Annotated in this window: 14 protein-coding genes; 9 read left to right on the forward strand and 5 right to left on the reverse strand. The window is 68.1% G+C overall.

The genetic code is table 11. The features are described 5' to 3' along the window. Window positions 1-48: 48 nt before the first annotated feature. The 4 genes from ACIG5A_RS36865 to ACIG5A_RS36880 all read left to right on the forward strand — a co-directional run bounded on the left by ACIG5A_RS36865 (window position 49) and on the right by ACIG5A_RS36880 (window position 5,479). Window positions 49-1,248, forward strand: a complete 1,200-nt coding sequence (locus ACIG5A_RS36865; protein WP_397248838.1) for a M50 family metallopeptidase — start codon at window positions 49-51, stop codon at window positions 1,246-1,248. 169 nt (window positions 1,249-1,417) lie between these two features. Continuing rightward, a complete protein-coding gene (ispG, locus tag ACIG5A_RS36870; protein WP_397248840.1) occupies window positions 1,418-2,575 on the forward strand; it encodes a flavodoxin-dependent (E)-4-hydroxy-3-methylbut-2-enyl-diphosphate synthase in 1,158 nt (385 codons plus the stop codon). 188 nt (window positions 2,576-2,763) lie between these two features. Further along, window positions 2,764-3,627 carry a GNAT family N-acetyltransferase gene (locus ACIG5A_RS36875; protein ID WP_397248842.1) on the forward strand — a complete coding sequence of 288 codons (864 nt, stop codon included), beginning with the start codon at window positions 2,764-2,766 and terminating at the stop codon, window positions 3,625-3,627. 64 nt (window positions 3,628-3,691) lie between these two features. Beyond that, window positions 3,692-5,479, forward strand: a complete 1,788-nt coding sequence (locus ACIG5A_RS36880) for a penicillin-binding transpeptidase domain-containing protein (RefSeq protein WP_397248844.1) — start codon at window positions 3,692-3,694, stop codon at window positions 5,477-5,479. 9 nt (window positions 5,480-5,488) lie between these two features. On the opposite strand, the gene ACIG5A_RS36885 is transcribed toward ACIG5A_RS36880, so the two are convergent. After that, window positions 5,489-5,890, reverse strand: coding sequence for a hypothetical protein (locus ACIG5A_RS36885; protein ID WP_397248846.1), 402 nt, complete (start codon window positions 5,888-5,890; stop codon window positions 5,489-5,491). A gap of 265 nt (window positions 5,891-6,155) precedes the next feature. Between ACIG5A_RS36885 and ACIG5A_RS36890 the strand changes: the two genes are divergently transcribed. Continuing rightward, complete coding sequence (locus ACIG5A_RS36890; protein WP_397248848.1) at window positions 6,156-7,271, forward strand: hypothetical protein; 1,116 nt, start codon at window positions 6,156-6,158, stop codon at window positions 7,269-7,271. 3 nt (window positions 7,272-7,274) lie between these two features. Here the strand turns inward: ACIG5A_RS36890 and ACIG5A_RS36895 are convergent, their stop codons facing one another. Then, on the reverse strand, window positions 7,275-7,772 hold the full coding sequence (locus ACIG5A_RS36895) for a peroxynitrite isomerase (RefSeq protein WP_397248850.1): 498 nt from the start codon (window positions 7,770-7,772) through the stop codon (window positions 7,275-7,277). Between the two features lie 118 nt (window positions 7,773-7,890). Here ACIG5A_RS36895 and ACIG5A_RS36900 point away from each other — a divergent pair, with 118 nt between their 5' ends. Continuing rightward, a complete protein-coding gene (locus ACIG5A_RS36900) occupies window positions 7,891-9,222 on the forward strand; it encodes a TIGR03118 family protein (protein ID WP_397248852.1) in 1,332 nt (443 codons plus the stop codon). 83 nt (window positions 9,223-9,305) lie between these two features. Here ACIG5A_RS36900 and ACIG5A_RS36905 read toward each other — a convergent pair whose 3' ends face one another. After that, complete coding sequence (locus ACIG5A_RS36905; RefSeq protein ID WP_397248854.1) at window positions 9,306-9,635, reverse strand: winged helix-turn-helix transcriptional regulator; 330 nt, start codon at window positions 9,633-9,635, stop codon at window positions 9,306-9,308. A 56-nt stretch (window positions 9,636-9,691) separates the two neighbouring features. Between ACIG5A_RS36905 and ACIG5A_RS36910 the strand changes: the two genes are divergently transcribed. Then, on the forward strand, window positions 9,692-10,459 hold the full coding sequence (locus ACIG5A_RS36910; protein WP_397248856.1) for an SDR family oxidoreductase: 768 nt from the start codon (window positions 9,692-9,694) through the stop codon (window positions 10,457-10,459). Between the two features lie 4 nt (window positions 10,460-10,463). Here the strand turns inward: ACIG5A_RS36910 and ACIG5A_RS36915 are convergent, their stop codons facing one another. Further along, window positions 10,464-11,306 (reverse strand): hypothetical protein, encoded by an 843-nt coding sequence (locus ACIG5A_RS36915; protein WP_397248858.1) that lies wholly within the window; start codon window positions 11,304-11,306, stop codon window positions 10,464-10,466. Between the two features lie 219 nt (window positions 11,307-11,525). Between ACIG5A_RS36915 and ACIG5A_RS36920 the strand changes: the two genes are divergently transcribed. Then, window positions 11,526-11,963, forward strand: a complete 438-nt coding sequence (locus ACIG5A_RS36920; protein ID WP_397248860.1) for a DUF4254 domain-containing protein — start codon at window positions 11,526-11,528, stop codon at window positions 11,961-11,963. A 12-nt stretch (window positions 11,964-11,975) separates the two neighbouring features. On the opposite strand, the gene ACIG5A_RS36925 is transcribed toward ACIG5A_RS36920, so the two are convergent. Next, window positions 11,976-12,473, reverse strand: coding sequence for a hypothetical protein (locus tag ACIG5A_RS36925; RefSeq protein WP_397248862.1), 498 nt, complete (start codon window positions 12,471-12,473; stop codon window positions 11,976-11,978). A 223-nt stretch (window positions 12,474-12,696) separates the two neighbouring features. Between ACIG5A_RS36925 and ACIG5A_RS36930 the strand changes: the two genes are divergently transcribed. Next, window positions 12,697-13,518 carry an ABC transporter permease gene (locus ACIG5A_RS36930; RefSeq protein WP_397248864.1) on the forward strand — a complete coding sequence of 274 codons (822 nt, stop codon included), beginning with the start codon at window positions 12,697-12,699 and terminating at the stop codon, window positions 13,516-13,518. Window positions 13,519-13,524: the final 6 nt, after the last annotated feature.

The following is a 13,524-nucleotide window of genomic DNA, read 5'->3' on the forward strand; positions in this document are numbered from 1 at the left end:
GCGTGCGGGTAGACACGAGCTGCACAACGCAGGAGGGCTGTAGAGCTAATGGTGTTCGCATTGGGTTTTGTGCTGTTCGCCCTCGGTATCACGGTATCGATCGCGCTGCACGAATGCGGGCACATGTGGACCGCCCAAGCCACCGGCATGAAGGTCAGGCGCTACTTCATCGGCTTCGGCCCGAAGATCTTCTCCTTCCGCCGCGGTGAGACCGAATACGGCCTCAAGGCGCTGCCGCTCGGCGGCTTCTGCGATATCGCGGGCATGACCGCGCTCGACGAGCTCGAGCCCGAGGATCTCGACCGCGCGATGTACCGGCAGGCGACCTGGAAGCGGATCGTCGTGATGTCCGGCGGTATCGCGATGAACTTCGTGCTCGGCTTCCTGCTGATCGTGGTGCTCGCGGTCGGGTGGGGGCTGCCCCGGCTCGATCAGCCGCCGGCCACCGCACTCGGCAACATGAACTGCACCGCGTCGCAGAACCCCGACGGGACGTTGCAGCCGTGCACCGGCGCGGGCCCCGCTCAGTCGGCGGGCTTGCGGCGCGGCGACGTGGTCACCGCGGTGAACGGCGTCAAGGTGTCCACCTGGAAGGAATTCCAGAGCGAGACCCAGAAGCAAACCGGACCGTTCACCTACACCTTCGAACGCGACGGCAAGACCATGACCGCGCCGGTGACACCGCAGCGCGTCATCCGCTACGCCGAGGACGGCACCAGCAAAGAGGTCGGCGCGGTCGGCGTCGGCGCCGATGTCTACGGACCGGTGAAGTACAACGTGCTCGCCGCGATCCCGGCGGCGGGCGCGTTCACCGGCGACGTGCTCGTGAAGACGGTGCAGTCGCTTGCCGAACTGCCGCAAAAGGTTTCGGCGCTGTGGACGGCGGTGACCGGCGGCGAGCGCGATCCGGAGACCCCGGTGAGCGTCTACGGCGCGAGCAGGATCGGCGGCGAGACCGCGGAGCGCGGCCTGTGGGGGATGTTCATCCTGGTGCTCGCGTTGCTGAACTTCTTCCTCGGCGCGTTCAACATCCTGCCGCTGCTGCCGCTGGACGGCGGGCATATCGCGGTGGTGCTCTACGAGAAGGCGCGCAACGTCATCCGCGGCTGGCGCGGGCTCGACGCCGCCGGTCCGGTCGACTATCTGAAGTTGTTGCCCGTGACGTATGTCGCGGTGGTGATCGGCGGCGCGTACATGGTGCTCACGCTGGTCGCCGACATCGTCAACCCGATCAAGCTGTTCCCTTAAGCGCCTCTTCGGCGTTTGTTGGTGTGTTTTCCCGCGCGCGGTACCCTGTCTCGCGGGGGCGGGGGAACGCTCTATGTCATGGTCGTCACAAGGTGTGGCCGGTTGCCGCGCGACTAAGCTCGGTAGGCGAACGGCCCCGCAGGAAACGTAGGAAAGTAGGCAGCCGAAGGTGACCAGCACAATCGGATTGGGGATGCCGACCGCACCGGCGGCCGTTCTCGCTCCACGGCGCAAGACCCGCCAGTTGCAGGTCGGCAATGTCGGGGTCGGTAGCGATCACCCGATCTCCGTGCAGTCGATGACCACCACCAAGACCCACGACATCAACGCGACCCTGCAGCAGATCGCGGAGCTCACCGCCTCCGGCTGTGACATCGTGCGCGTCGCCTGCCCACGGCAGGAGGACGCGGACGCGCTGGCCACCATCGCGCGCAAATCGCAGATCCCGGTGATCGCCGATATCCATTTCCAGCCGCGCTACATCTTCGCCGCGATCGACGCGGGCTGTGCCGCCGTGCGCGTAAACCCCGGCAACATCAAGGAATTCGACGGCCGGGTCGGCGAGGTCGCCAAGGCGGCGGCCGCCGCGGGCATCCCGATTCGCATCGGCGTCAACGCCGGTTCGCTGGACAAGCGGATGTTGGAGAAGTATGGCAAGGCCACCCCGGAGGCGCTGGTCGAATCGGCGCTGTGGGAGGCGAGCCTGTTCGAGGACCACGGGTTCGGCGATATCAAGATCTCGGTCAAGCACAACGACCCGGTGATCATGGTCGAGGCCTACCGGCAGCTGGCCGCGCAGTCCGATTACCCGCTGCATCTCGGCGTCACCGAGGCGGGCCCGGCGTTCCAGGGCACCATCAAGTCCGCGGTCGCGTTCGGCGCGCTGCTCTCGGAGGGTATCGGCGACACCATCCGGGTCTCGCTGTCCGCGCCGCCCGCCGAGGAGGTCAAGGTCGGCGGGCAGATCCTGCAGTCGCTGAACCTGCGCCCGCGCAAGCTGGAGATCGTCTCCTGCCCGTCCTGCGGCCGCGCCCAGGTCGACGTCTACACGCTGGCCAACGAGGTCTCCGCGGGCCTGGAGGGCATGGAGGTGCCGCTGCGCGTCGCCGTCATGGGCTGCGTCGTGAACGGGCCCGGCGAGGCGCGCGAGGCCGACCTCGGCGTCGCCTCCGGCAACGGCAAGGGCCAGATCTTCGTCAAGGGCGAGGTCATCAAGACCGTCCCCGAAGCTATGATCGTCGAAACTCTCATCGAGGAAGCCATGCGCTTGGCCGAGGGAATGGGCGATGACGTTGGCACCGGTGAGCCTGTCGTCACCATCGGCTGACGAAGGCGACGCCTGATGTCGTAAGAACATGGGTAACTCGCCGGGGACCGGCTGAGTCGGCCAACGACGTTACCGCCGGCCGCCAATGCTGCTGTTGTGGCACTCGAGTCTGGCTTGAAGACGCGGAGAGGCGGACAAGCTCAAGCTACCCGTACCACATCTGGCCGATTTCGTGGCAGGCTGTCAAGGTGCGCAGTCTGCTGGAGCCGACGCGACGGGCGAGGTACGCCCCCGCGCGTCAGCTGGCGAACCGGGATCTGGCGCAGGTCCTCCGGGTCCTGGACACCGATCCGGTGGCGTCGTGCATGGTCGCGGCGCGGTTGCAGGAATTCGGGCTCGGCACCGCGAACGGGCACGGGGAGCTATGGAGCCGCGGCGGGCCCGCGGAATCACTGTGCTTCTCCGGCGCGAACCTGGTCCCGCTGCGTGGCGACCGGGACGCGCTACGCGCCTTCGCCGACCGGGCGGCCCGCTGGCCACGGATGTGCTCCTCGGTGGTCGGGCGGCGCGAACTCGCGCTGCCGCTGTGGGATCTGCTCGCCGAGCGCTGGGGTCCCGAACGCGAAGTGCGCGGTGAACAGCCGCTGCTCGCGCTCGCGCAGCCGCCGCTCGCGACGCCCGATCCGCTGGTGCGTCGCGTGCGTCCCGACGAACTGGACCGTTATCTCGCCGCCGCCATCGCGATGTTCATCGAGGAGGTCGGCGTCGATCCGCGCGCGGGCGACGGCGGGCGCGGCTACCGCCGCAGGATCACCGGGCTGATCGAATCCGGAAGGGCCTGGGCGCGTTTCGAGGACGGCGAGGTGGTGTTCAAGGCCGAGGTCGGTTCGCTGTCCCGGCGTACCGGCCAGATCCAGGGCGTGTGGGTGCATCCGGAACGCCGCGGCTCCGGGCTCGGCACCACGGGCACCGCGGCCGTGGCCAATGCTGTCGTGGCCTCCGGGCGAACTGCCAGCTTGTATGTCAACGACTACAACAAGATCGCCCGAAGGGCCTACGGGCGAGTGGGGTTTCGGCAGATAGCGACGTTCGCGACGGTCCTGCTGGACTGATAGGAAGCGAACGCTCGGTGCGTCGAAATCGTTTGCTGACAGTTGGCTATTAGCATCGGCGTCGATGTCGACACGGATACTCACCTCGCTGACCGTCGCGGCGCTCGCGGTGGCCGCGGCCGGCTGCGCGAGCGGCCCCCAGGGACCCGTCCCCGCCGCCGACGCGTTCGTCACCGCCTTCGCGGGCCACGACGCGGATGCCGCCGCCGAGCTCACCAACCAACCCGACAAGGCAAGCGCCGCACTGAATTCGGTGTGGCACAACCTGCAGGCCGAACAGCTGACCGCGCGCACCGGCGCGGTCAGGGTCACCGGTGACACCGCCACCGTCGACTACACCTACGAGTGGCGACTACCCAAGAACCGCGTCTGGCGCTACGACGGCCAGCTGCAGATGGGCCGCAGCGACGGCCGCTGGACCGTGCGCTGGACCTCGTCGAACATCCACCCGAAACTCGGCGACACCCAGACCATGGCGCTGCGCGCCAACCCCGCGCCGCGGGCCAGGGTGAACGAGCAGTCCGGCAGCGATGTGATGGTGCCGGGCAAGGTATCCCGGGTGGCGTTCACCGCGGCCGAGGCCACCGATCCCGGTGCGGTCGCCGCCCAGCTGGCGGCGGTGCTGCACCCCATCGATGACGAGCTGACCCCCGAAGCCATCCTGACCGGCGCCAGGGCCGCCAGGGGCGCCTACACCGTCGCGATGCTGAACGAGGCCGAATACAACGACGTGGGCACCGACCTGATCGGCCTGCCCGGTGTCCGGCTGACTCAGCAGTGGGATCTGGTCGCCACCGACCGCGGCTTCGCGCCCGATCTGCTGGCCCAGGTGCGCAAGACCGTCATCGCGGAGGTGGACGGCAGGGCGGGCTGGAGCGTGGTCACCATGAACGCCAACGGCGCCGACACCGATGTGCTCACCGAGGCGCCTTCGCAGCCCGCGCCGTCCTTCTCGCTCAGCATCGACCGCAATGTGCAGAACGCCGCGCAGCGCGCCGTCGACGCCCCCGCCGACCAGACCATGATGGTGGCGCTGCGCCCGTCCACCGGCGCGATACTGGCCATCGCGCAGAACAAGGCCGCCGACCGGGACGGCCCGGTGGCCGTGATCGGGCAGTATCCGCCCGGTTCGGTGTTCAAGACTGTCACCGCGGCCGCGGCGATGAGCACCGGGCAGGCCACACCGGACACCGTGGTGCCGTGCCCGAGCCGAATCATCATCGGCGAGCGCACGATTCCCAACTACAACCTCTTCACCGTCGGTGACGTGCCGATGGTGACGGCGTACGAGCGCTCGTGCAATACCGCGTTCGCCAAGATCGCCAGCGAACTGCCCGGTGACGCGCTGAACAGCGCCGCGGCGGAGCTCGGTGTGGTGCAGACGTATACGATCGCCGGCCTGCCCGCCACCTCGGGGTCGGTACCGCCCGCCGAGGAACTGATCCAGCGCACCGAGGACGGCATCGGCCAGGGCAAGGTGGTGGTGAGCCCGTTCGGCATGGCGATGATGGCGGCGACCATCGCGCACGGCGCCGCGCCGGTGCCGTATCTGATCGCCGGGCGCGAGACCAAGGTCGACGGTGCGCGCCCCGAGATCTCCGCGAAGGTGGTCGACGGGCTGCGCACGATGATGCGCCGGGTGGTCACCGGCGGCACCGCGGAGCGCATCGCCGATCAGGGCGTGGTCTACGGCAAGACGGGGGAGGCCGAGGTGGACGGCGGCTCACACTCCTGGTTCGTCGGCTACCGGGGCGATATCGCGTTCGCGACGCTGCTGGTGAAGGGCGGCAGTTCCGACAACGCGGTCGCGGTCACCAGGGATATGCTCGCGGCGCTGCCGCCCGGCTACTGAGCCGGTGCGTCAGCTCCAGTGCTGCGCGATCAGGAACGGATAGCCCGCGTTCGCCGGGCTACCTGGATACGCCGCGTACACGCTGACGTAGCCGCCGGGGTGGGTGGCCGCCTCCGCGGCGACATCGCCTGTGCCCGCGAGTAATTGGCCGCCGATCACCGGCAGCTTCGAGCCGGGATGCAGCGCGATGCCCTCGGCGGAGGCCGGTACCGCCGAATCGAAGAGTCTAGGTAGCGGACTGTTCGCCAATGCGGCGGTCTCGCCGGTCGAGAGGACGAGTCCGACGCGGGCGTTGCCGGGGTCGACGATCGGGGCCGCCGCGCCCGCATCACCGCCGTTCAGGATTTGAATGGCGGCCGCACCGGCCAGGATCATGCCGGTGGTGGCGAGAACAAGGGTGTAGCTCTTCATGGTCCGCTCCCTCGCTGAATGTCGACAGCGCCGCGACGAGGTGCGTCACGAAAGTTGTCTAGAAGTTTGCTGGCCGTCGAACCCTAAGCTGATTCGGAATCGCCGAACAAGTCAATGTGCCCGACCGCACACGGGTGGTCGCTGAGTGATTGCCGTCACAGTGTGCCGCGGCAGCTGCGCCGACAGCGAAACCGTCAGGCGCGCTGGAGGATTCGTGATGATAATGACCCGAGCGGCCTTCGCTGACGCTTGGAGTGTGAACCTGATGGACGATGTACTGCTGACCCCGCCGGATGCGGCCGAGGTGACTCTGCTCGCGCGCGGGGTGACCACCGCGGCGAGCGCGGGCTGTGCCTTGAGCCCACTGCAGCAGTTGCTGATTCCCGCGCTGTTTCTGTCGATGACCGGCCATCGCGTCGAACTCGACACCCTCGAACCCATCGAGCCCGCGGCCTTCGCGGTCGGCCTGGCCAGGCGCAACCAGATCTTCCGTACCCGGATCGTGCAGACGATGCTGCTCGCCGCGCTGGTGGTGCGCCCACTGCCGCTGACCGTCGCGACCAAGCTGCGCGAGTTCGCCGACGCGCTGAAGGTCGACGACGACATGATCGAGGTCGCGCAGCGCTACGCGGAGGGTGCGGTCGACCTGGCCGCGATCGACTTCGCTCGCAACGGTTACCTGGGCGGGCTGGACGCGAGCAGGCTCACCGCGCTGCACGCCGACAGCCTCGACGAGTCGTGGGGGTCGGTCGGCGACGACGCGGCGCTGGCCGAGCGTTGGCGCTCGCTGCACGATCTGCCGGTCGGCACGCTGGGGCGCGGCGTCGCCGATTTCTATCGCGACCGTGGCTTCATCACGCCGGGCCTGCCCGGCTCGGCCCCGCCGCTGCTGGCCCAGCACGACTGGGTGCACGTGCTGGCCGGGTACGGCACCACCCTGGAGAACGAGATCGAAGTGTTCGCGTTCATGGCGCGCGCCAACGACGATCCGCGCGCCTTCAGCCTGCTCGCCATGGTGATCTCGCTGTTCGAGACCGGCTACCTGCAATCCGGCGCCGGGCTGTTCCAGGCCAACGAGGGGCATCTGCGCACGGCGGGGATGGCGACGCGGCTCGGTGACGCCATGCGCCGCGGCGCGCTGACCAGCGGCAGCCACGACTTCCTCGATCTGGACTGGTTCGAGCTGGCCGACCGTCCGATCACCGTGGTGCGCAACGAGATCGGGCTGGTCGACAGGGCGTTCGACGCGATCACGGCCGGTTGCGCCGGGCCGTGGGAAAGCGGCGGCATCACCGAGGTCCAGATGGGCTGGGCCGAGTCGGCGGCGCAGAGCGAGGGCAGGGACTACGTGCCGTGGCAGCCCGATCCGACGCGCTGCTGACGGTCAGGCGCGACGCAGGCTGGCCGCGAGGTGATGCTGTAGCGGCTCACCGACCGCGGCCATCCGCAGCGTGTAGTCGATGGTGTCGCCGGTCTGCCTGATCGAGCGGCCGAGGGCGGTCACCAGTTTCGCGGTGCCGCTGCGCCCGATACTGGTCGATTCGAACTCCATGCGCAGCTCGTCGTCGGCGAGGGTCAGTGCGCCCTCGCAGATTTCGGTGATGCCGGTCGGGTGGGCGAGGATCAGCTCCACCCGGTCCGGGCGTGGGCAGCGCAGGTAGCCGGTTTCGGCGTGCATCGGCCGTCCGTTGTCGGCGGCGCGGGTGCGCTGCCGGTAGGTGAGGAACGGCCGCCCGAGGTGGCCGAATCGAATTTCCTCCAGATATCCGAACGGCTGAATCGTCGGATATTCCCCCTGGCCGTTGCCGCGCCACGTGCCGAGCAGCGGTGCGAGAGGGGCGATATCGGGATGGGGGGCGACAGGGGGTTGGGGTTCGACCACGGCCGACAGCCTAAACCCGTGCTTTGCGGGGTGTTCCCTTACTGCCCAATTTGGGTCACGCTAAGGTTAGCGTCGCCTAATCACCAATCGTGGTGTGTGGGTGGAAAGGAACACGAAGTTGAATGAGTCTCGGATACGTAATGGTCTGGTGCGCGCCTCGGTACTCGGCGTCGCGCTGATTGTCGCCGCGGCGTGCTCGGATTCGAAATCATCCGACGATAATGTGCCCGCACTCGACGGCAACCGGTACGCGCAGACGAATCTGGCGGCCAACAAGGACGAATACAAGGCGCAGTTCCTTTTCCCGGACATGGTCAATGCCTGGGGCCTTGCCGATCGCCCCAAGGGTGCGGGCGGGCACTTCTGGGTCGGCGCGGGCGGCAAGTCCTTCCAGTTCGTCGGCGATGTCACCGCGTCGGCGGATCCGAAGGTGCAGAAGCTGTTCCAGGATCCGCTGAAGATCGTCACCGTCCCCGGCGCCGACGCCGACACCTCGGACAAGAGCATCGGCAAGACCACCGGTGTGGTGTTCAACCCCGCGCCGATCACCTCCGATATCTTCGCCGTGCGTGATCAGCCGGTCACCGTCAACGGTGCGCCGCAGCTGCTCGCCGGCTCGTCGCGATTCATCTTCGCCACCGATTCGGGCAAGATCTCCGCCTGGACCGAGCTGGGCGCCGACGGTCAGATCGTGCGCCAGGACGGTCCCGCCAACCTGGTGTTCGACGGCCAGCCGCAGGGGATGCAGTTCTTCGGCATCGCGCTCAACCCGGCGGGGGACAAACTGCTCGCCGCCGACTTCGGGCAGAACCCGCAGGTCCGCACGTTCGACAAGAACTGGCAGCTGATTCCGACCACCGGATTCGTCAACCCGTTCGCCACCGGCGACGCGATCGATGCCGCCGCACCGGAGAAGGGTAAGAAGGTCAAGCCTGGCGATGCCGCGCCGTTCAATGTGAGCACCGTCGGCAACCGGGTGTTCGTGTCCTATGCGACCACCAAGCCGGACGAGAAGGACGCGACCAAGGTCGACGCGGGCGAAGAGGATTCGCTCGACAAGGACCAGGAGAAGGACGCGGGCAACAAGCCGGGCAAGGGCAAGGTCGCCGAATTCGACGCCAACGGCAAGCTGGTGCGCATCCTCGACGACGGCAACCGGCTCAACGCGCCATGGGCGGTCACCGTCGCACCTGCCGGTTTCGGCCCGCTCGCGGGCAAGCTGCTCGTCGGTAATTTCGGCGGCGCGGGTCACATCCTCGCCTATGACGACGCGACCGGTAAGTTTGTCGACTACCTGCGCGACGACGATGCGAAACCCGTTGCCATCGAAGGCCTTTGGGCGCTGATGTTCGGCAATGGCGAAAGCCTCGGCGATGCCGACGCGCTGTACTTCACGGCGGGTCCGGACGACGAGAAGGACGGGCTCTTCGGCGCCTTGCGCAAGAAGTAATCCGAGCGACATCGAAGGCGGCTCCCGATTTCGGGGGCCGCCTTTTGTTGTATTCCGTTGCTCACCAACCGAATTCGATGGAGCTATGCTTCCGTTTCGGTGCCGATCGAATCCGACCAGCGCTGCGACCATGCCCAGACCGGGCGCAGTGCGGTATCGAGTTCCGTTCCCGCGGTGGTCAATTCATAGGACTTATCGGATTTCTTCACGATCAATCCGGCCGCCTGTAGCTGCTGTAGCCGGGTCGAGAGCATGCTCGACGAGCAGTTGCCCATCCGGCGGCGCAATTCCAGGAAGCCGAGCGGCCCCGGTTCGAGCTCCCAGAGCGCGCGCAGCATCCAGCGCTGACCGATGAGGTCCATGGCCGCCAGGATCGGCGCGGCGGTGGCACCGCGCCCGCTTGCACTTCTCATTTCGAACTACCATAGTGATTCTGAATTAGAAGCGTTCGTGCGGGGTGAAGGAGACGGTGACGGTGGAATCGGAGAACGCGGCCGGGCGGCGGATCGTGCTGGTGACCGGTGCGTCGCGCGGCATCGGCGCGGAAACGGCGCGCCTGTTCGGCGCGGGCGGCGACCACGTGATCGTCAACTACCGGGAGAAGATCAAGCGGGCGCAGGCCGTCGCCGACGCGATACTCGCGGACGGCGGCAGCGCCTCGGTCGCGGGCGCCGATATCGCCGATCCCGATTCGGTGCGGACGCTCGTCGCGGGCATCGTCGAGCGATTCGGCCGCCTGGATGTGCTGGTGCTCAACGCATCCGGCGGACTCGAGCTCGGCGCGGCGCCCGGCTACGCGATGGCGCTCAACCGGGATGCGCAGGTGCGCCTGGTGCGGATGTTCCTGCCGCTCATGGCTTCCGGTTCGCGCATCGTCTTCGTGACCAGTCACCAGGCGCATTTTCACGGGCGCAAGCCGGTGCCCGCCGATTACGAGCCCATCGCCGCGAGCAAGCGCGCGGGTGAGAACTCGCTGCGCGCAATGATTCCCGAGCTGGCCGAGCTCGGTGTCACGCTCACCGTGGTGTCCGGCGACATGATCGACGGCACCATCATCGTCCGGCTGGCAGAGCGCAGGGATCCGGATGCGGTGGCCGCGCGGCGCGACAACGGCAGGCTGCCGACGATCGCGGAGTTCGCCGCCGCCGTGGTCGGATCCACCGAGGGCGCAACGGAATCCGGCCATACGATCTATGTCGGTGGTCAGGACTATCTGGCCGAGGCGGGCGCGGTGTGAGCCGTCAGCGCAGTGTCTGCATGCAGAGGGTGTAGCCGGTGGGGATCGGCGAGTAGGCGTTGGTCCACTTCATCGTGTAGTAGAGGTCGGCTTCCGGGAAACGGTCGCAGAACAGGCCGCTCTCGCCGGGGATGACATTGCCGACGCGATGGATCACCTTGGCCTCCGCCGCCGGATCGGTGCACGCCACCACGGTGAGCGTCGGGTGCTTGTCGTCGGCCAGCGGAATGTTCTTCTGGTTCCGGACACAGTCGCCGACCGAGGCCTCTTTGACGGAGTTGATCGGCGCCGCGGGGACGGGGGGTACCGCGGCGGGCGGTGTCGGCGCCATCGAATACGAGCCGGGCCGGGGGCACGAGACCGAGGTGCAATCGCTGGATCTGGACCTGGATGTGCCGGTGTCGTTGTTCGCGGCGGCGATCAGGCCGCCGATCACTAGCACCGGAATGAGTAGCCCGAGCAGGCCCGGCCGCAGGTAGAGCGGTTTACCGGGATCCATCGGCTGATAGTGGCTGCCTGGCAACGGCGCCGCCAGCCTGCCGATCTGGGCCCGCGCCGCGAGGTTGATCAGCATGGTGATCGGGTTGATCACGAACGAGGCGAAACCCCACCAGCCGATCCACGCGCTCTCGATGGTCATCCGCCGATAGGTAGCGATGCCGCAGTCGCGGCAGAACGGGCCGGGCTGCTTCAGGAACTGCATCATGATCAGGAACCCGCGATGCCCGCGAATGTCGACCCGCGCCGCGGGCGTCGCCCCGCAGTAGGCGCAGTACACCCCGTTCGCGGTCGAATAGTCGACCGGCGTTTCGTACTCCTGCGGCGCCGACACGGCAATCCCCCACATCGTGAAAACCCCTGACCCCGAACGCATCAGGCGCCACGGATGCTAGCCGCCGCCCGACACGGGAGCAACTCGGCGCCGAAGTGACACACCCTTGTCACGCCGTTGGTACCCGGCATGCGGTGGCATTGGCTGTTTCGAGGGCCAGCGGGAGTGGCATACTGCGGCAGAGAGAGGCGCGCTCGGGTCGAGGATGAAAAACCTTCAGGCGGGGGAGCGGTGATGACGATCTACTCCGACAGCGGCCGGATGATTCCGGGCAAGGACCTCATAATCGCGGCCTGCCGCGGCCTGCCGCACGATGATCATCCGATGCTGGAGGCCGCGGGGGAGTTGGCGCAGCTGCACGAGATCCGCGAGCGCACGCCGGTCTGCGAAATGGACAAATTGGACCGGCGCCGGACGCAGCTGATCCGGGCGATCGACCGGTGGGTCACCCTGGCGACCCCGGTGCCGCGAGGCGGGGCCGGGACGCACACCGAAACGGTCGGACAGCTGATCGATCGGCTGGCGCGGTTGACCGCGCAGGCCTTCGTGCCGCTGTCGCAGGCGCCGGAGCCGGTGTTCTACGACGCCTGGGTGCGGCTCAACGAGCTGGCCGACACCTATCAGGACCTGGTCGACGACCTACGCACCGGCACCAAGCGACTACCCGATTAGGCCAGGCGCGGATCACCGCCGCCGGAACAGCCGGAACGAGCGGGTCCGTCGCCGCGGCAGCGTCGCGTACACCATGGTCATATCCGCGAACACCTCGGCGTCACGCTCGTTCGCCTCGCCGAAATCGTTGCGGCCGAGCACATGCCGGATGGAATGCGGGGAGATCGACGGCAGCAGCGCGGCCAGCGTCGGCGCCAGCGGTGCCGCCGGTTCCGCGTCGTCCTTACCGTGGCCGAGCAGCATATGCCCCACCTCGTGCAGCACGATGTGATCGATATTTCGGTCGGTCGCCGCGGCGTCGTAGACGATGATGTCGTCGTGCTTGCGGGCGACCCACAGGCCGCTGCCGCGGCAGCCCGTCTCGGCGAGCATCGCGGCGGGCACGGGCCGGAGCGTGATCGAGCGACCTCGATGCGCGGCCACATCGGCGAGGTAGGCGCTCAGGTTCCACGGGCTGGGGAGTGGCACAGTTCGGGCGGCGTCACGGAACCGGGCTTCCATGCTGGTCATCGGCGCTCACCTTACCGATCGCGGCCTCGGTCGTCACGCGGGTGCGCACACGGTCCGGATTCGGTGGCCCGGCAGCGGATTTCGGGTGGTCGCCGGACCGGGTGAACCGCGCGGCCGCACCGTACGTAGCACAGGCAGATGCCGAGGGCCGACGGCGCGACATGCGGGCGACGGCGGGTTCACGATCACTCGCGCCGGTGTCGCGCAGGATGGGAACGTGCAGATGAGCGAGCTTTTCCTCGCCGCGGAGCCGCGTGGGCACACACCCGCGGTGACGCAGTGGTGGGTGCTGACCCGTCGGCTGATCCGGCCGTCGTGGCGCAACGGCGAATTGGTGACCGCCGTGCTCGCGCCGACGGTGTTCACCCTCGGGTTCTATGTGCCGCTGAACATGGTGATGTCGGTGTACGGGCACGGGTTGAGCAGTTACGCGCAGTTCCTGATGCCGATGATCGTGATGCAGGCGGTGGCCTTCTGCGCGATCTCGACCTCGTTCCGCGCGGCCAGCGATGCCAGGGACGGGCTCACCGTGCGCTTCGGTGCGCTGCCGATGGCCGCCGCGGTGCCGATGGCCGCGCGGATCACCGCCTCGCTGTACCGCGCCGCCGTCGCGTTGGCGGCGGCGCTGGTGTGCGGCCACGTGATCGGGTTCCGCTTCTATGGAAGCTGGTGGCATACGGCGGGATTCGTGGCCTTCGCGGTGCTGGTCGCGCTGGCGCTGTGCCTGGGCGCGGACCTGCTCGGCGGCCTGATGAAGAGCCCGGAGGCGACCACGCAGGCGCTGGTGCTGCCGCAGTTGATCCTCGGCATGGTGTCGACCGGGTTCGCGCCCGCCGGTCAGTTCCCGGCGTGGATCCAGGTCTTCGCGCGCAACCAGCCGGTCTCGCAATTCATTTCGGCGATGCGCGCGCTGGCGGGCGACCCGTCGGGGCATGCGGGCACGGTCGGCTGGCCGCTGCTCGGACCCGCGCTGGCGTGGACGCTCGGCCTGCTGCTGGTGTTCGGCGCGGCGGACCTCGGCGTGGCGGCACGGAGGTCGGGGTGACCGAAT

This window comes from Nocardia sp. NPDC052566, assembly GCF_044547285.1.
GTDB lineage: Bacteria > Actinomycetota > Actinomycetes > Mycobacteriales > Mycobacteriaceae > Nocardia.